The organism is Fontibacillus phaseoli (assembly GCF_003337355.1).
GTDB classification, from domain to species: domain Bacteria; phylum Bacillota; class Bacilli; order Paenibacillales; family Paenibacillaceae; genus Fontibacillus; species Fontibacillus phaseoli.
Map to the genome: position 1 here is coordinate 15,147 of NZ_QPJW01000010.1, position 18,061 is coordinate 33,207.

Below are 18,061 nucleotides of genomic sequence, written 5' to 3' on the forward strand. Positions count from 1 at the left end.
CGGCCAGGTTTTTTCGGGCGGATTAATTTTCGGCTCCGGTATAGATCAGAATGGCATCCCGCAGAAATTCAGCCGCTCCCGGCCGGGCCCGGTCATCGTAGTAGGCCTTAAAACGCTCATCGGCCACGTACATTTGCGCCAAACCCGCATGCGCATCCTTGGAGTATTGATCCCAGTAAAACGTCAGCCATTGCCGGTGCATATTGGCGGCCTCTTGTGCGGAAGCTCCGGCAGGATCGCCGGATTGCATTCCTTCCTCAAGGGCGGCAAACATCTCTTTTTCCAGTGTCTGTACTTTCTCATACTCCGCCTCGGTCATATGTTTAAGCTTGGCATTCGATTTGTCGACCGTTTCATTGCCGTATTTCTCGCGGATTTCGGTACCGTACTTCTCTTCGTTCTCGTCGATCAGCTTCTGCTTGAAGCCATCGAATTTTTCTTTATCCGACATGGTTATTCTCCCTTCATTCATAGCGATCGTTCTATCCACATTCGCAATTAACGCATCCAGTTGCTTTTTCCTGTCGAGGAGCCGCTCACGATGTTCGATCAGCGCCCGGGTTCCGTCAAAGCGAGGATTGGTGACGATGGCCTTAATTTGTTCCAGGGGAAAATCAAGCTCCCGGTAAAACAAAATTTGCTGCAGCCGGTCCACCTCCGCCTGACCATAGATCCGGTACCCGGATGAACTCATCCTCGCCGGCTTGAGAATGCCAATTTCATCGTAGTACCGCAGCGTTCTGGTGCTTATCCCCGCAAGACGCCCCAACTTCTGAACCGTATATTCCATGTGTTCACCTCCTGACATCCTCAATGTACACCTTTCCGCAACGTCAAGGTCAACCCCTAAAATAAATTTACCCTAAAACCAGGGAAAGCTCGCACTACGTATAGATTCGAGCTGTATCGTGCCATTCACTTCGGTGCTCTCTGATACACTGCAGCACTTTGTTTCTCAAATTAAGTTTGGTTACTCAGGTGCGGATGCGATGCTTACCGCTCTGGCGGGCTTTGTTGCTCTGGTGACGTAGTTGCTCTGGTGGACTTTGTTGCTCCGGTGCGGTAGTTGCCTTGGTATGCTTTATTGCTCGAGCGAGTTTTGGCAGCTTTGATTACGTTTTTGTTTCTCTGGTCCGATGTTGTGTTCATTTATGCTGGAATGCGTAATATTCTATGTACTAAGTTCTGTTGAACCCTCTCCTTTCCCCTGGCTAACGGACATAAGCGACCTTAAAGTACTCAAAAACTCAAGCTCAAAAATCTAACGGACACAGGAGACGTTATTTGCATGATTTGAGCCCAAAAAGGATAGATTTCACCCTATTAAGGTCTCTGGTGTCCGTTAAATTTCGAAAAGGGCGAATTAATACGATTTAACGTCTCTCCTGTCCGCTAGAAGTCTGAGATCCACTCAAGGAACAACTACTGAAGACGAGATTCGAAGCTAAACAAAAAATCCCATCCTGGCTAACAGGATGGGATTCCAGAATTGACGCGAAGCTGCGTTAATTCGGCTTACCAAGCGTAAGCTTGAGGGGCCTCTCCAACCATCCAAGTGTCGGCGCATTTTGTAGGAGGACAGTCCGGCCCCATTGTTCGGACCGTCATTTTGATCGTTCATTTCTCCGTAGCACAATGGGTAAAATATTCCATTGTCTTCACTTTAAGCCTAGCCTGTCATATACCCTTAGTTCCAGGCTGCACGTAACTTCCAGTAATCAGTTTTCGAAACGTCTTGATTTTACGTTTACACCACCACCCTTCCATCTCGCTCACATTCTGGTATCATGAAATATAGCCAAAATTTTTGTATTCAGGAAGGTAAGCCATGAGTTCAACCTTAACGCAGCGGATTATCAAATTGCTTTGCGGTCGGATTTCTTATGACCGGGGCGAAGCTTATTTCCGTCAAAAAAAAGTTCACTTTACACATACCGATCCGGAATCCGGCCAGTATCAGGCTATGGTGCACGGAACCGATTTCTACCGCGTATATGTGCACATAGACCTCAATGGAGACGTTACTGCGGAATGCAACTGCCAGGCATTCGTGTCCTATAACAACTACTGCCAGCATATTGCCGCCGCACTGCTCGGCATCCACGAAATGCAGAACGGCGCTTTCGAGCCGGTGCATTCCGTATCTTTGCTGCATCCGGATAACCGGCCGTTGGCGGCTTTGGACTCGGCTACCCATCATACCAACCAAACCGTTCCAAGCGGTCAACCCGACGATTCGACAGTCCGCGATCCCATCCAGCGTCGGGGAGGCAGTTCAACCCGCGATGTCTGGCTGACCCGGGACATGATGGGGCTGTTCGACCCCAAAACTTCGCGGCGGATTCGCAGGGAGACCCGGTTTGACTCCCGTGCCCGCTTGCAAACGGAGTTTATCTTAAAGCCGGTCTCCTACGGCGTAGGCAAGCATTTACTCGGGCTTGAGCTAAAAATCGGAAACAAGCGGCTCTATATTGTTAAACATATCCGAGAGTTTCTCGAAAAAATTGAAGCTGTCCACCCCTATCTCTTTTCCGAACATTTCACGTATGACCCTGACCATCATAGCTTCGAAATAAACGATGATGACATCATCCGCCAGCTTGTCACCATCTCTCGTAATGAGCAGCTTTACAGGGAGAGCTCACCTACACATGGTTACCCGGGCAGACGATCCGGAGACGACCGTATGCTGATTCTGCCTCCCTATGCTTGGGGTGCCCTGTTGCCCAAGCTCTTGGCCGCCTCCTCCGTGAAACTTGATCTCGGACCCGGGCGAACGTGGAATATGACCCTATCCGATGAGCCGCTACCGGTGCAATACTACTTCGATCCATCCGACGAGGAAGGTTACCGGCTCGGTATTCAAGGTTTGGACGAGCTGACGATTCTCGAAGCGTACGGACTGGTTCTTTCCGGGGGAGTCCTGCTGAAACTGCCGGAAGACGGCTGCCGCCGGCTGGCCGAGATGAAGAGCATGCTGGATGCCTCGCGCAGGCATCATATTCATATTGCTGCCGAGCAAATCGAACCGTTTATGCAAAAAGTGCTTCCCGGCCTTATGAAGCTCGGCAACGTAACGATCGCGGAGTCGGTAGCCGACCGCATGGTGCGCACTCCGCTGAAAGCCCGTCTGTACCTGGACCGGGTACACAACAGGTTGCTGGCCGGCCTTGAATTCCAATACGGGGATATTGTGCTTAATCCCCTGGAGGAAGGCGCTGTGCGCGGCACCGATCTGATCCTGCTGCGCGATGACGATCAGGAACGCAGCATCCTGGATTTGATGGACGAGAGTTCCTTTATTAAAACGGAAAGCGGTTATTTTCTGGATGATGAAGACGCCGAATACGATTTCCTGATGCATGTCGTTCCCAAACTGGAGAAAATGCTGGACGTTTATGCCACGTCGGCAGTCAAAGTCCGAATCCGCCCGGTCTCAACGCCTCCTAAAGTTTCGGTTCAAATGGACGAACGGACGAACTGGCTGGAAATTAAATTTGATCTGGGCGGTATTTCCGAGCAGGACATTCGCGGAATCCTGCAGGCATTGGAGGTCAAACGCAAATACTATCGTTTGCCAGAAGGCGGGCTGATGCCGCTCGAGAGCGATGAATTCAAACAAATCATCAATTTCATGAACGACATCGGTCCGCACCGCTTAATCGAAGACGGAACCGGCTTCCGCGTACCGATTACCCGCGGTCTGCATCTGTTGGATGAACAGCGGTACGGCAACGTCATTAAGCTCGGGAAAAGTTTCCGCCAGCTCCTGCATCATATTAAAAATCCGGACAATCTGGATTTTCCGGTCCCCGACCGGTTGGTGCCAGTGCTGCGGGACTACCAAACCTATGGCTTCCAATGGATGAAAATGCTCGCAAAGTACCGGTTCGGCGGTATTCTAGCTGACGATATGGGACTCGGCAAAACGCTTCAAAGCATCGCCTTTCTTGTCTCCGTGCTGCCGGAAATCCGTGCCCAGGAGCTGCCGGCTATCATTGTAGCCCCTGCTTCGCTGGTATACAACTGGCGCAACGAACTTAAGAAATTCGCGCCGGAAATCCGCAGCGTCATTGCCGACGGCAGTAAGGGAGACCGGCTCCGCATCATTAACAACTCGGAGAATGCGGATGTCGTCATCACCTCTTACCCGCTGCTGCGCATGGATATCGAACAGTTTGCCGCCAAATCGTTTCATACTCTTTTTCTCGATGAAGCCCAAACCTTCAAGAACCATACGACGCAGACGGCGCAGGCGGTCAAAACGCTTCAGGCCAAACATCGTTTCGCCCTGACTGGCACGCCTATCGAAAACGCGCTGGAAGAATTGTGGTCGATCTTTGATGCGGTATTCCCGGCTTTATTTCAAAGCCGCAGACAGTTCAACGAATTGAGGCGGGATCAAGTCGCCAAAATGATCACCCCGTTCCTGCTTCGCCGCTTAAAAATCGACGTACTGAAGGAACTTCCCGAAAAGATCGAATCCGTGCAGGCCTCCGAACTGCTCCCGGATCAAAAGAAGCTGTACGCCGCTTACTTGGCTAAGTTACAGCAAGATACGCTCAAACATTTGAACGAGGAAGACGGCTTCCAGAGAAACCGTATCCGCATCTTGGCCGGCTTAACCCGGCTGCGCCAATTATGCTGCCACCCTGCCCTGTTTGTTGAGAACTACGAAGGCGGCTCCGCCAAATTCGAACAGTTGCTGGAAATCGTTGGTGAGGCTCTTAGCGCCGGTAAACGATTGCTGATCTTTTCGCAGTTCACCGAAATGCTCCGCCTGATCGGAAGGGAACTTGGATATAAGGGCGTACCTTTCTTCTATCTCGATGGAAAAACTCACTCCGCCGAGCGCGTAGAACTTTGCAACAGATTTAACGACGGGGAACGCGACTTGTTCCTGATTTCCTTGAAGGCTGGAGGAACCGGGCTGAACCTGACCGGAGCGGACACCGTCATTCTTTACGATCTGTGGTGGAATCCTGCCGTCGAGCAACAAGCGGCTGACCGGGCCCACCGGATCGGGCAAAAAAATATCGTTCACGTCATTCGCCTCGTTACGGAAGATACCGTCGAAGAAAAAATGTTCGAGCTGCAGCAAAAGAAGAAAGATCTGATCGATGAAATCATTCAACCGGGACGAGAATCCGTATCGACTCTGACGGAACAGGAAATTCGCGACATTTTAATGATTTGAACCCGCCCTCTCAGGAGGGCTTTTATTTTCGCGAATGAAATCTTCGCCTTTTAGATTGACCGACGCATGAACATGTTACAATAATGACAAAGCAACCTAGCTTCTTCCCGATTTTACTTCCTGGTGATAGAATTATTGAATATTGGGATGTTTGCACTTCATGTCATTATGTAATTATTTCACGGGATAAAGGAGCTCCACATGGAAGCACAATACCAGATTTCCTACTGCTATCACGGAAAAATGCAATGCGAGCCGGCCTACTTCTGGGGACCTGGAATCAAGGAGCAGTACAAGTTGCTCTTTATCCACAATGGGCGGGGCGAATATCATTTCAACGGGCGAACTTACAATTTGGAAAAAGGACAGGGGTTTGCTGTCTACCCCGAGATGATTTGTTTTATGAAAGCGGATGACGGAGATCCGTGGTTCTACTCCTGGATAGCATTTGAAGGCCGGGACGCCGAAACCTTGCTGGAGAATGCCCTATTGGACAGAGACAACCCCGTGTTCGACTTTTCCCAGCCGGCCTGGTTCGATGCCTATCTTCAAGAGTTTGATTCAGCATGCAAGAAGAAGAATCTTCATGGACTGGCCCTTCAGAGCACCCTTTACCGTTTCTTTGCCGATTGGCTTGATACCATGATGGTCCATCGCAACCCGGTAAATTCATCTTCTTCCAAAGAACGTTACGTAAATCAATCGATCGAATATATCCGCATGAACTATTACAACTCGGTTAGCATTTCTGAAATCGCCCGGATCGTCGGTATCGACCGCGTTTATCTTTCTACCCTGTTCAAGGAGAAAATGAGCGTGTCACCGCAAAAATATTTGTTGCAGTTCCGGATGAACAAAGCCTGCGAGCTGCTGGGAAACCGTAACCTATCCATAGCGGACGTTTCCCGGTCTGTCGGATATGGAGATCCCTTACTCTTTTCCAAAATGTTCAAAAAAGTTACGGGATTGTCCCCCTCTCATTTTCGAGAGCGCCTGCATGCCTGATGATTTCATATCAAATTAAAAAAGCCGGATCATCAGTTGACCCGGCTTCTTCTATAATTGAAAATTATGGTGTCGACGCTGCGTACACCTCAAACTCATACAACGAGTATCCGTAAGACGTTCCCCGAACGGTTCCGAACATTCTTACGAAACGCGCATTTTGTGGAGCGAAAGTGATGTTATCTTCGCCTCCGTCTCCGTTCGTCGTCGTATTCACATCGGTCCAGTTGACCGGACTTGACCCTGTATCACTTGATACTTGGATTTTGTACTGTGTGGCGTAAGCCGCCTCCCACCGCAGTTTCACTGCCGAGATATTCTGAACGCTGCCCAAATCGACATAGATCCATTCCGGATCGCTTCCTTCATTGCTGGCCCATCGTGACATGAGATTTCCGTCAAAAGCTTTGTCCGCCTCAAATCCGGTACCTTCAATCGTGCTGGTTACGGCCTGTTTATTTAATGCCAAATTAGTGACGGGAGGCTGGGTTTCCGCTGTTGGAACCCACCAGTTTCCGGATATAAATAACATGTTCAGCAAATTGTACGTATCGCTGAAATAGTCTTCCTTCTTGTTCTTCATCCAATCCCAACCTGCATTCACCCAGGCCTGGTTGGAGCTGTTCGCGGCGCCTGCGGAGATAAACGGTGACACGAAAACCGCCGTGGCATAATCGCCGATTGCGGTACCATTCATTTTGTATCCATTTTTAATATTTGCCGGCGAACCGTTGGTCTTGGTTTTTATCCAGGCCGACAACTTATCTGCTGCAGCCTTGCCTCTCGAATCTCCGTAAAATGCATAATCCATCACGATTCTTAAAGGAAAACGGCTGGCGTTATAGTAATATTGATTCGTTTCTTTAAATTCATCGAGATACCACTCTGGCGCCGGTTTGGGCGGGTTGTCGACCACAAAATCGGAGATTAGCCCGGTTGAAGAAGAATAGCTGGTCGTGAACTGTTCATAGACCGAATAGAGATGATCGATCACCTGAATCCAGACCGGATCACCCGTCACTTCATAAAACGCGCGGAAATGGCTCAGCATCCAATCCGAAGGCCGCGTATTCAGCGCATCTTTAGAATCCCAATCCCCAAGGTTCAGCCTGTAGTTCGTGGTTACGTAACTGGCCTTAATTCCGTCCGTAATCATTTTCTTGGCTTCGTTCAAATAATTGACGGTTCCATCCGATCCCCATTGCTGATGCGCCAAAATTAGGGAGTAAGCGATGTCCAGGTCCCCATCCGTAGCCGAACCGAAATGACCTTGGGCTTGCACGCTGTCCGCAACGACCCAGCCCATCAGATTCGGGTTGCCGGAGCTTTTGTAAGCCCTTGCAGTTTTAAACAAGCCATTGAAGATAGTTTGGGCGTTAGAATCATGTCCGGCCATCAAGACCGTAATAATCATGCCGTAACCTTGTCCTTCCGAGGAGCCTAAAGCTGTAAAACCGTCCGGGTCGCCTGTTATATTGCCCTTCACATAATATCCGCCAGGCAGTGACGTTAAATTATTCTTCAGATAAGTCGACTTCCAGTAGTCATAATAAGAAGAAACCGATTGGTTCATAGTGCTCTGGGTGATGTGATTAGGCTTGATCATTCCGGGATAATTGACTTGCTGGGGAAACGGTTTGCTGATTCCGGCTGCGGAGGCGTTTGGAACGGATATTACAGAGCCGGCCGGGATTAATAGCGCCAGAACTGTCAGCATCAGAAGCTGTTTCAATCTTAGGCTTGGCTTTTTGGGGCGGTTACCAGGGGTACTTGCTTTTGTCCTTGTTAAATACATGATCATTCCTCCTTGAGTAGTAAATAATTGAACTACACTAGCGGAACACTTCTTAGCAAGGATGTCCTATATAGGTATCTTATTACAAATATTGAAAAATATAAACATCTAAGGCTCATGTTCCTTCAAAATGTTTGTAAATGGAGGTATCGGGTAACTATAAATAAGGAATTACCACAGTTCAGTCACAGAAGGAGGAATTTAACATGCCGCATCAAGATAACGAACAATACCGTGACGAATCCGAACTCCGGAATAAACTGGATCATGAAGGGGATTCGCTGGCCGAGAAGAAGAAAATGAAGAACGGCGTAGATATCGAACCGGAAGCCGATGAGTGGGTTGCCAAACCGGTAGCTTCTACGGATTCGGATTCCTCAAAACAATAATATTGCTACCTTAAGCCGCCCGTTAATATCGGGCGGTTTTTTGTTGTTTTCGAAGCTGGCGCCAATGGGTAGGGTGCTCAAGGGAGCAACTCCCAAATATTGCCTCCTATGACGGAAGTGTACCCTCTTGACTTTGCCCTTAGGGTAAAGTTTACAGTATGGATAGAAGAATACAATAGTCAAAGCATAGAGGTGGTTTAGTGTTATCTATTGGAGAGTTCTCAAATATATGTAAAGTGTCTACAAAGACGCTTCGTTATTATGCTGAAATAGGGCTAATTCTGCCTGATGAAATCAACCCAGAAAATGGTTATAGATATTATTCTATCGAACAATTAGAAACGATGTTATTTATCAACCGCCTAAAATCATACAATTTTTCTTTAGAACAAATTAAAACAATACTTGAATCAGAAGAATCACAGGACGAAAAACTTTACTTGGCACTTAACAGAAAGAAAAAAGAAATTGAGAAACAAGTACAAGAATTTGAAAAAACTTTAGACCAACTAAATATTGATATATCAAATTTGAAACAAGGCAAGTCAATTATGTCATATCTGGAAAGCATTGAGGTTCAACTTGTAGAAGTACCCATGATGTATCTTCTATCTATCCGAAAAATGGTTCATGAATACGATTTTGCTGAAGAATATGGTAATTGCTTTAGTAAATTATTCAGGAAAATTGCAGACGACAAATTAACTTTGCTTGCTCCACCAATGGTGCTTTTTCACAGTGCAGAATTTAGTCCATTTGGTTTAGAGACTGAATTTGCTATTCCAGTAAAAGAGTGTGTTACAGGTACAAGGGATTTTTACCCAGGACTATGCTTAAAAACAGTTCTATATGGCTCTTATTCCGACCTACCTTCCGTATACACTAAACAAAGTGAATGGGCAGAAAAGGAAGGCTATGAATCTAGCAACGCTCTTTATGAAGTATATGTAACTGACCCCTCTCAAGTTTCAAAAGAAAGTGAGTTTATAACTGAAATTTATTATCCTGTCAAAAAGAAAGCTAAGCTAGAAAGACAATAATTGATAAAGGAGTAAATGATATGAATCAAGAAAAAGTCACAGAATTGGAAAAGAAAATAAACAATGATTATAGCAATATTGCAGGCATGGTTGTACTAAAAGAAGGTGAAATTCGATATGAAAATTACTTTAATGAATGCACTGCTGCTAGCCGAATCCATGTTTATTCAGTAACAAAAAGTATTATCTCCATATTGATTGGGATTGCCATGGACAAAGGTTACATCAAAAGTATCAACCAGAAAGTAATAGATTTTTTCCCGGATTACATAGTTAAAAGAAGTGAAAAAACAATACAGAATGTTACACTTAATAATTTACTGACAATGACAGCTCCGTATAAATATAAGTTATTTACACCCTACATAAAGTATTTCACAAGTGATGACTGGGTAAAATTTAGTCTTGATTTATTAGGAGGTAGGGGGCAGATAGGGGAATTTAGATACACTCCCCTCATAGGACCAGATATTTTGTCGGGCATCCTTGTAAAAGCAACTGGGCAATCTGTATTTGAATTTGCAACAGAAAATTTATTCTCGCCACTGGGAATTACTGTTGAGAGTAACGTGAATTTTCATAGCAAAGAGGAACAACTCGCATTTAATAAAGCTAAAAATATCAGCGGCTGGGTTGCAGACAAGGCTGGAGTAAATACAGGAGGATGGGGTCTTACTCTCTCTCCTACGGATATGGCAAAAATAGGCCAATTATATTTAGATGGCGGAATGTGGAATGGAAAACAAATTGTATCGACAAGATGGATAGACGAGAGTACAAAAGAACATAACCGATGGGAAAAACTTAATCTGTCCTATGGATATTTATGGTGGGTAGAGAATGGGAATGGATATGCAGCTATGGGAGATGGAGGAAATGTGATTTATGTCAATACAAAGAAAAAAATAGTAGTTTCTATTGTTTCTCTTTTTGTGCCAAAGGTCAAGGATAGAATAGAACTTATTAAAGAGCATATTGAGCCCATGTTTGAAAATTGTGTATAGAAATAATAACTGGGAAAACCTCTGCCCCATCGGGAATTAAAAAAACCGTTGTTGCGGCGGCTAGATAGGTATGTGTTGTATAGAAGAAAGTAACCAAACGGCGTTTTTGAAAAAAGTCGAAGCCCCCGTTCTATTTATCGGAGGGCTTGGTAGGTACGCCCTTTTTATAAGACACGGCAGCATTCAAGTAGGAATGTTGCCGTGTTTTATTATGCCAATTTTGAGCAATGCGAAAGGCCGTTAAATAGGGAGTTTATGCTTTCCTTTAGGACACTGTCCTAAACCGGAAGGGTTAAACCGTTACCAAATCGAATACTTGTTTATTATATGATAATTATCTTAAGGGGGCAGAGCATTATGGGCGTGTTTGCAAACAATTTGTTAAGCGGTAAGGTCATCTTAATTACCGGTGGAGGTAGCGGACTTGGCCGGGAGATGGGCAGCCGGTTTCTGGAACTGGGCGCGAAGCTCGCCATTTGCGGGAGGCGTGAGGATGTACTGAGACAAACTGCTGAGGAGCTCAGCCACGGCAATAATCAAGGTAAGTTTGAGATCTATTATAATACTTGCGACGTCAGAGATCCGGAGCAGGTCCGAGACCTGGTCTCAGCCGTTGAGGAGCGGTTCGGCAGAATCGACGTGCTTATCAACAACGCCGCCGGCAATTTCATCAGCCCGACGGAAAGATTGTCCCCCCGCGCCGTAGACGCCGTGCTGAACATTGTCCTGCACGGCACATTTTACATGACCCTGGAAGTCGGCAAGCGCTGGATTGACCGTCAACAAACCGGGACGATGCTCAATATTGTAACGACCTATGCCACCACCGGCTCCGGTTACGTCGTTCCGTCAGCGGCGGCCAAAGCCGGTGTGCTGGCTTTGACCCGGTCGCTGGCCGTCGAATGGGCGCCTTATGGCATCCGTCAGGTGGCAATTGCCCCTGGCTCATTCCCCACAGACGGAGCGTGGTCCCGTCTCTCCCCCACGACCTCACTTGAAGAAAAAATGATGTCGCGAATTCCCCTGGGGAGAACCGGATCGCCGGATGAGCTTGCGGACTTGGCCACCTTCCTCATTTCGGATGCTGGAGGGTATATCAACGGGGAAGTCGTTACGATCGATGGCGGGGAATGGCTTCGAGGGGCCGGTCAGTTTAATGATCTTTCTGAGCTCACCGCCGAGGAATGGGATGATATTGCCAAACTGACCCGGAAAGGAAAATAAACGGGATCGCCGAGTTATTTCAGTAATCCGGCTTCCCGCAACAACCCGCAAACCACATCAACCTGGTACCGGACGCGTTCCACCTTGTCCAGGCTCCAGCAAGTTTCGACCGTAACCGCCCTTGATTTCAAAACTCGTGCGGCTGCCGTCCGGGATGAGCCGGGCAGTTCATGCAGTCGCAAATTGAAATGACGCGATTTCAGGGGAATCGTGAGGTTAAGGCTACGGATCAAATTTCGCAAAGCGGGCACAGCTCGGCTGCGCGGTTGGGTGATCAGCGTTTGTCCCAATGCTTTTGAATTGCTCTGGGACAATCCGTTCGCTTCGTGCAAATCCAGATACCATGAGGGCTCCAGACGTTCTGCTAGTTGATAAAGGGCTGAAGCCAAGGGATGGCCCGCCTTTTTACCGGGTCCTCTCGGAAACGTCCGGTTCAAATCGGGAACGCCGCGAATTCTTTTACGGTAAGCGGTTTGATGAACGATCGGGACGATCACCAGCCTCCCTTTTTGAAGCACAAGTTCTCGGGAAGACAGCCTGTCGACCAGCTGTTTTGCGGCCTGAATGCTCGCCGTCTCATTTCCGTGAATCCCGGCTACCACCATCACCGTCGGCCCCTTCCGCCTGGTTTGGAAATCATAATAAGGAGTAGCGTAAGACGACCCGGACGCCAACCCCTTTTTCTGAATCGGCACGAACCTCACCTCCGCTATTTTTCGTACCCCTTCGATTTATCTTTGGTTACTATCGTATTCCATTTTGCGTTAACAGCTTGGACCTCTACCCGGTCCTGTCCAAAAAGAGCGAATCTATGAACAAAATACCCCCTTGCTCCAAACTCCACCTCGCGCTGCCCCATTCAAAGTACAATAGTTACTCAACCCTTTGTACCTCGTCCCTAACCAATGTTACTCTTCACGGCCTTAATCCTGGGAACTAATCATTTGTGCCTGACTCATCAGTACCTTACGCCTCGCCGACCAATTAACTGGATTTCCTCCAGATAATTTTCCATTAGTATCCCCTTTGACTTAAATAAATGGAAAAACTACATCTATCAACGCAGGTTATCGGCCTCACAAGCATATTCGGCTAAATTAACTGGAGGTTTTCCAGTTAATTTGTGTACCACACACTTTTGCGGATAATTAGCTGTAGGTATTCCAGTTAGTTAATAATTTCTTCAATGGCAGCTCTGACCAGTAACAAAGTAAAACCGCCGGAGAAATTTCTCCGACGGTTTCTTATCCACCAACGCCAAAGCGCTAAGGTTATATTTCATTGCACTATAAAGCGTTTATACAACCAAATGGAGCATGAGAGCCAGAATCCCCCTGCAAAGTAAGCCCCGAGCACATCGCTTGGGTAATGCACGCCAAGGTAAATTCTGCTCAAGCCGATGGTGACAATGAACATAAGGCTGAGCAAGATTAGTATAAACCGTCTTTTCCTGCCGGGAAGATGCCGCCAAAGCAAATAGGCAAGCGTTCCGTAAAGACAAAAAGCTACCATTGAATGCCCGCTTGGAAAACTGTAGCCGGTCACCTCAATCAAACGGTGAAACGTTGGACGTTCCCGGATAAAACAGATTTTGAGCAAACTGTTAAGGATCGCAGAACCAAGCATCGTGCAACACAAAAGCAGCAGTTCTCTGCGATGCCCCAACACTCCGTATAAAAAAGTCATGGCAATGAGGGTAATCAAGGCTACCGATGTTCCATTGCCGATGCTAGTAAAAAACTCCATAACTCCGGTTAGACCCGGTGCTTCCCTCCCCTGAACGGCATCGATCAAAGTCCGATCGAACTGGCTTATCTGGCCGCTTTGCACGGCAACAGCAATTACGGTGAATGCAACTGCACATATCAGCCCGGTAATCGCTGTAATAGGCATGGATCTACTGGATTTCATCTTCTACCCCACCTAGGCTCCAAAGGAACGAAGAAAACCGGCCGCCTGCTCCCGCTCAATACGAAAGTCTTTAAGATCCAGTGTGCGTATATTGCGTCCTCTACTCCTTCATAATGCTGGTCATCATACTGAAACATTATTTTCTTAATCCTCTCTGCCGATGTAGACAAGTATTCGTCTTATGAGTATAACCCTTTGAAATCACATCTTCCAAATTTTACGCTTGGTTTCAACTCTTGCTGCAAATCGGAACCGGGGTGAAAAAGGAGTTCCAACACGGAAGGTGATCAAGAGAACCCACAAAAAAATAAGGCATACGGTGCACAGCACCGCAGCCTTATAGTCACATCTCAGCCAATACGGATGACTTTCCTAAAGTCGCGGAGGAAAATCCGCCTCTGTTTTCCCCTTATTCTTATAGCGGGAAAGCAGATAGATAGACAAATATAATACGATAAACAACACCATAAAACCTGCGGAATATAAATACATCTGCGCATAGTTCGTGGCGGATGCGATGGCACCGAGAATGATTGCGCCGATAGCAACACCAAAGTCGGTGGAATTATAAAACATACTGTTCGCGGCTCCATATTGTTCCGGTGAGGATGTACGCAACATCCATGCCTGTATCGTCGGCTGAATCGCTCCGAAGCCGAGCCCGTACAACAAAGCCGAAACCACGAGCATCGGCAGCGTTGCAGCAAAGGAAAGCACCGTCATGCTGACAACAACCAGCAACGCCGCCGGGATCAATACCGCGGCATGTCCCCGGCGGTCGAACACCCGTCCGGAGATCGGACGGATAATAATGATCGTTACCGCATTGAAGAGGAAAAACAAACCAACCTGTTCCAAATGAACGAATTCGCCGAACAAAGCGATAAAACTGAGCAACCCGCTGTATGTGATCGACAGAACCATGTTTAACAATGCCGGGAACAACAGCTTGCGGTTGAAGGGTGTGCGAGAGATCGGGTTTGACGTTCCGCCTTTCAAATTTTCGCGAGAAACCACCTTTGCCGCTCCCTCTCCATTATTGATTCGCGTTGCGCGCGGTATGGAGCGTGTCAGTATAAGAATCGGAAGAATCACGATGACGGTGACAGTCCCGATTATAGTGAGCGTGCCAAAACCGGACTGCTTCATCACATTCAATCCGATCATCGGGCCGATCGACATGGCCAGACTTGAAGACAGACCAAAGTACCCGATTCCTTCCCCCATACGCCGAAGCGGGATGATTTGCGATACAAGGGTCGGAAGGATCGTACTCGCGATCCCGAACCCGACGCCGTACCCTGCCCGCATGATTAACAGCGTTCCAACCGATCCGGCAAAAACATAGATACCGGTCGTAACGGCTGCAATAATCAATCCGGTGAATATCAGCACATTGCGTGAGTATTTTTTCAATAAAGCTGCTGTCAGAAAACGAGTAAGTATAGCTGAGATGGCAAAGACGCTGGTAACCAGACTGACTTGCAGATCTCCGGCTTGAAACTGATTTTTGACGTAAGCCGGAAAAGACGACAACAACATTTGCAAATTTAAAAACAATAAAAACGAACAAAGCGTTAGTGAAATAAACGACTTTGTCCAAAGCGCTCCCTTATGTTCTTCTTGATGCATAATTTTTCTCCCATCCTACTCTGTTCTTTTCTATTCTTTATTATCTATAATCTCACTGACATGATCGTTAATTCGCAAGAGCAGCTCGGTAAGCAGGGCATACTCTTCTCCGGTTAAACAGGATTTGACTTCTTCGGTTACTCCCTCCTCGATCCGCATCGTTTCGCGAATCAACGATTTTCCCCGTTCCGTACTGTAGACCAGAAAAGACCTCCGGTCCTGCAAGCCCGTTTGTTTGTACACCAAACCCTTGCTTTCCAGATGATCCAGAATTCGCGTCGTTGTCGGCTTGTCCTTTCCGGTTCGTGCCGCTATTTCGCGTTGTATCATGCCTTCGGAGCGATCGATCTGGTGCAGTACCGACCATTGTTCCGGCGTAATGTCATATGCTTTCAACCCTTTTTGTAAAAGGGATGCGATTTTCCGGTAAGTTACCCCCATAATAAACCCGATGGCTAAACTCTTGTCTTGATCTTCTGTGGTCATGAATCCTAATCCTCTCTTTTCTATTGGTTGTTCAAACAACTATATCTAAAACAACTAAATATGTCAAGACGGTGAAAACAAGCCGCTATTTAAGATGAATTGTTTTCCATGCTTTCAAACAATGAGAATTTAAACATGAATAGCCCGCCTCGGCTCCGTCCCGGGCGGGCATTTACAGATGATCAGAGCACTCGAAACGTTCCCGTTCCGAAGGCGCAAAGCGTTCCGTCCTCCAGACGGGCGAATGCTTGGGCGGTAATCGACTTGTGCGAAAGGTGAACAAGTTCCGCCGTCACTAGAAGACGGCCCTGACTGGCTTTGGTGACATAATTCAGATTCAGGTTCGTCGTCACTACGCTGGCTTCGGGTTTGGCGATCATCGCGAGCAGACCCATGGCCGAGTCGATGATCGTCGCATGTACTCCGCCATGTAAAATACCGATCAAGTTCAGGTGAAGCGGTTGGATTTCAAGGGAGACAACGACCTGGCGATCGCTCACCGACTCAATAGTACAGCCCAGCACATCCCAGAAGGTTCCCTTCGCTGCTTCATTCCACTGCTCCCACTTCGGATGCATCTTAAATGAATTCGTTTCCATAATTTCAACCTCCTAACCGATTACTCATTCGGGGTAGGCACTTTCCTTGTCATCGTCCATTATGCTCCCGGTTCGTTAGGGCTTCGCCCCATTTCTTCTTCAATCAGCTTACGGCGCAGCACTTTGCCCGCGAGGGTTTTAGGAAGGCTGGCCCTGAATTCGTACACCTTCGGAACTTTATAAGCAGCAAGCTTCTCCTTGCACCAGCGTTTCAAATCCTCGGCATCCGGCTTGGATCCCGCTCTCGGCACAATATAAGCTTTCACCGTTTCCCCGCGGTAAGGATCAAAAATTCCGGCCACAATGGCCTCTTCCACATCGGGATGCTCGAAGAGCACCTCCTCCACTTCCCGCGGATAAATATTGTAGCCGCCTGCGATGATGAGATCCTTTCGGCGGTCCAGAATGTAAAAGAACCCGTCCTCATCCATCCTCCCCAGATCCCCCGTCAAAAGCCAGCCCTCTTTCAGACATTTGTAGGTCTCTTCAGGCTGATTCCAATAGCCCCTCATCACCTGAGGGCCTTTTACCGCAAGCTCGCCGATTTCGCCGACCGGAACTTCCTCCAAAGTATCCGGCTGCACGATTTTAGCCTCGGTATCTGGAAACGGAATGCCGATCGAGCCGGTTTTCCGCTTCTCCCAAATATTGTTGGCATGCGTCACCGGCGAAGCTTCGGTTAATCCGTAGCCTTCGATCAGCTTCCCGCCGGTCAGCGACTCAAACCGGGTTTGCACCTCGAGGGGCAGCGATGCCGCTCCGCTGATGCATACATTAATGGAAGACAGATCGTATCCGTTGATTTCGGGATGGTTGATTATCGCCACATACATGGTCGGTGCGCCCGGAAAAACGGTAGGCTGCTTCTTATGGATCGTCTTCAGCACCTGGTTGATTTCAAACCGGGGAACAAGGACCAGCGTACCTCCCAGCGCAACCGCCTGGTTCAGCAAGACGGTCAGCCCGAATACGTGAAAAAAGGGCAGAGCGGCCATGTACCGCTCCTTGCCTATCCGTGAGCGGTAGAACCACAACTTTGTTTGCAGCGTATTGGCGACCAGATTGCTGTGGGTCAGCATGACTCCCTTGGCAAAACCGGTCGTTCCTCCGGTATATTGCAGCAGCGCAAGATCTTCATCCGGGTTCACTTGGACCTGAACGGGTACCGTAGAGGAACGCTTCAGCAAATCTTGAAAAGAAAGCACCCGATCCGTGTAAGTCACCTTAGCTGCCATGCCTTCTTTTTTAGCCTTAATGGGGTACAACAGGTTTTTCGGAAACGGCAACGCATCCTTAATTGAAGTAACGATGATGAATTCCAAGGGCTGCGAACCCATGGATTGTTGCACCCTTTGCACAAGTACATCCAGCGTAATAACGATGCGCGCCCCCGCATCCTTCAGCTGATGCTCCAATTCCCGCGGCATGTAAAGCGGATTGGTCATCACTACGATGCCGCCCATCAGTAAGGTGCCGTAGTAAGCGATCACCGCTTGAGGACAGTTCGGGAGCATGATCGCCACCCGGTCCCCTTTGCCTATCCCGAGCCGCTGCAGCGCATCGGCAAACCGGTAACTTTTCTCCAGAAGCTCGGCATAGGTCGTCTTTTTCCCCAAAAAATCAAGCGCCTCCACCTCCGGATATTGCGCTGCGGTATGAACGAGAAACTGGGCTAAATTTTGCTTCGGATATTCATGGGTCGGTGGTACTTCGGCAGGATAATGTTTTAACCATGGCTTGTTGGATAACATCGCCTTTCCTCCCATCCGATCAGCTTCA

The 18,061-nt window shown here is 47.9% G+C and carries 14 protein-coding genes and 1 pseudogene; 6 read left to right on the forward strand and 9 right to left on the reverse strand.

Going from position 1 to position 18,061, the window contains the following annotated elements; genetic code table 11:
- Window positions 1-22: 22 nt before the first annotated feature.
- Window positions 23-790 carry a MerR family transcriptional regulator gene (locus tag DFP94_RS19235; RefSeq protein ID WP_114498103.1) on the reverse strand — a complete coding sequence of 256 codons (768 nt, stop codon included), beginning with the start codon at window positions 788-790 and terminating at the stop codon, window positions 23-25.
- Between the two features lie 1,038 nt (window positions 791-1,828).
- Here DFP94_RS19235 and DFP94_RS19245 point away from each other — a divergent pair.
- Window positions 1,829-5,197 (forward strand): DEAD/DEAH box helicase, encoded by a 3,369-nt coding sequence (locus DFP94_RS19245; RefSeq protein WP_114498105.1) that lies wholly within the window; start codon window positions 1,829-1,831, stop codon window positions 5,195-5,197.
- Between the two features lie 201 nt (window positions 5,198-5,398).
- Complete coding sequence (locus DFP94_RS19250) at window positions 5,399-6,202, forward strand: helix-turn-helix domain-containing protein (protein WP_114498106.1); 804 nt, start codon at window positions 5,399-5,401, stop codon at window positions 6,200-6,202.
- Window positions 6,203-6,266: 64 nt separating this feature from the next.
- On the opposite strand, the gene DFP94_RS26145 is transcribed toward DFP94_RS19250, so the two are convergent.
- Window positions 6,267-6,671: a discoidin domain-containing protein gene (locus DFP94_RS26145; RefSeq protein ID WP_281269512.1), complete on the reverse strand. Its 405-nt coding sequence runs from the start codon at window positions 6,669-6,671 to the stop codon at window positions 6,267-6,269.
- A gap of 21 nt (window positions 6,672-6,692) precedes the next feature.
- Window positions 6,693-7,919 (reverse strand): annotated as a pseudogene (locus DFP94_RS19255) (family 8 glycosyl hydrolase); the annotation flags it as partial.
- A 284-nt stretch (window positions 7,920-8,203) separates the two neighbouring features.
- Here DFP94_RS19255 and DFP94_RS19260 point away from each other — a divergent pair.
- From DFP94_RS19260 to DFP94_RS19275, 4 genes are all read left to right on the forward strand, one after another.
- A complete protein-coding gene (locus DFP94_RS19260; protein WP_114498108.1) occupies window positions 8,204-8,386 on the forward strand; it encodes a hypothetical protein in 183 nt (60 codons plus the stop codon).
- Between the two features lie 200 nt (window positions 8,387-8,586).
- Window positions 8,587-9,426 carry a MerR family transcriptional regulator gene (locus tag DFP94_RS19265; RefSeq protein WP_114498109.1) on the forward strand — a complete coding sequence of 280 codons (840 nt, stop codon included), beginning with the start codon at window positions 8,587-8,589 and terminating at the stop codon, window positions 9,424-9,426.
- 20 nt (window positions 9,427-9,446) lie between these two features.
- Window positions 9,447-10,430 (forward strand): serine hydrolase domain-containing protein, encoded by a 984-nt coding sequence (locus DFP94_RS19270; protein WP_114498110.1) that lies wholly within the window; start codon window positions 9,447-9,449, stop codon window positions 10,428-10,430.
- Between the two features lie 357 nt (window positions 10,431-10,787).
- Window positions 10,788-11,654, forward strand: a complete 867-nt coding sequence (locus DFP94_RS19275; RefSeq protein WP_220270926.1) for an SDR family oxidoreductase — start codon at window positions 10,788-10,790, stop codon at window positions 11,652-11,654.
- A gap of 14 nt (window positions 11,655-11,668) precedes the next feature.
- Here the strand turns inward: DFP94_RS19275 and DFP94_RS19280 are convergent, their stop codons facing one another.
- From DFP94_RS19280 to DFP94_RS19305, 6 genes are all read right to left on the reverse strand, one after another.
- A complete protein-coding gene (locus DFP94_RS19280; RefSeq protein ID WP_114498111.1) occupies window positions 11,669-12,349 on the reverse strand; it encodes a succinylglutamate desuccinylase/aspartoacylase family protein in 681 nt (226 codons plus the stop codon).
- 583 nt (window positions 12,350-12,932) lie between these two features.
- Entirely contained in the window at window positions 12,933-13,565 is a 633-nt protein-coding gene (locus DFP94_RS19285; RefSeq protein ID WP_114498112.1) for a phosphatase PAP2 family protein, read from the reverse strand.
- Between the two features lie 372 nt (window positions 13,566-13,937).
- Window positions 13,938-15,197, reverse strand: coding sequence for an MFS transporter (locus tag DFP94_RS19290; protein WP_114498113.1), 1,260 nt, complete (start codon window positions 15,195-15,197; stop codon window positions 13,938-13,940).
- 30 nt (window positions 15,198-15,227) lie between these two features.
- Window positions 15,228-15,683 (reverse strand): MarR family winged helix-turn-helix transcriptional regulator, encoded by a 456-nt coding sequence (locus DFP94_RS19295; protein ID WP_114498114.1) that lies wholly within the window; start codon window positions 15,681-15,683, stop codon window positions 15,228-15,230.
- 182 nt (window positions 15,684-15,865) lie between these two features.
- A complete protein-coding gene (locus tag DFP94_RS19300) occupies window positions 15,866-16,282 on the reverse strand; it encodes a PaaI family thioesterase (RefSeq protein WP_114498115.1) in 417 nt (138 codons plus the stop codon).
- 59 nt (window positions 16,283-16,341) lie between these two features.
- Window positions 16,342-18,033: a long-chain-fatty-acid--CoA ligase gene (locus DFP94_RS19305; protein ID WP_114498116.1), complete on the reverse strand. Its 1,692-nt coding sequence runs from the start codon at window positions 18,031-18,033 to the stop codon at window positions 16,342-16,344.
- Window positions 18,034-18,061: the final 28 nt, after the last annotated feature.

Coding starts and splice junctions, on each gene's coding strand:
- DFP94_RS19300 (WP_114498115.1), bottom strand. CDS start 16,282: ATGGAAACGAATTCATTTAAGATGCATCCGAAGTGGGAGCAGTGGAAT.
- DFP94_RS19270 (WP_114498110.1), top strand. CDS start 9,447: ATGAATCAAGAAAAAGTCACAGAATTGGAAAAGAAAATAAACAATGAT.
- DFP94_RS19285 (WP_114498112.1), bottom strand. CDS start 13,565: ATGAAATCCAGTAGATCCATGCCTATTACAGCGATTACCGGGCTGATA.
- DFP94_RS19295 (WP_114498114.1), bottom strand. CDS start 15,683: ATGACCACAGAAGATCAAGACAAGAGTTTAGCCATCGGGTTTATTATG.
- DFP94_RS19260 (WP_114498108.1), top strand. CDS start 8,204: ATGCCGCATCAAGATAACGAACAATACCGTGACGAATCCGAACTCCGG.
- DFP94_RS19275 (WP_220270926.1), top strand. CDS start 10,788: ATGGGCGTGTTTGCAAACAATTTGTTAAGCGGTAAGGTCATCTTAATT.
- DFP94_RS19235 (WP_114498103.1), bottom strand. CDS start 790: ATGGAATATACGGTTCAGAAGTTGGGGCGTCTTGCGGGGATAAGCACC.
- DFP94_RS19290 (WP_114498113.1), bottom strand. CDS start 15,197: ATGCATCAAGAAGAACATAAGGGAGCGCTTTGGACAAAGTCGTTTATT.
- DFP94_RS19250 (WP_114498106.1), top strand. CDS start 5,399: ATGGAAGCACAATACCAGATTTCCTACTGCTATCACGGAAAAATGCAA.
- DFP94_RS19245 (WP_114498105.1), top strand. CDS start 1,829: ATGAGTTCAACCTTAACGCAGCGGATTATCAAATTGCTTTGCGGTCGG.
- DFP94_RS19305 (WP_114498116.1), bottom strand. CDS start 18,033: ATGTTATCCAACAAGCCATGGTTAAAACATTATCCTGCCGAAGTACCA.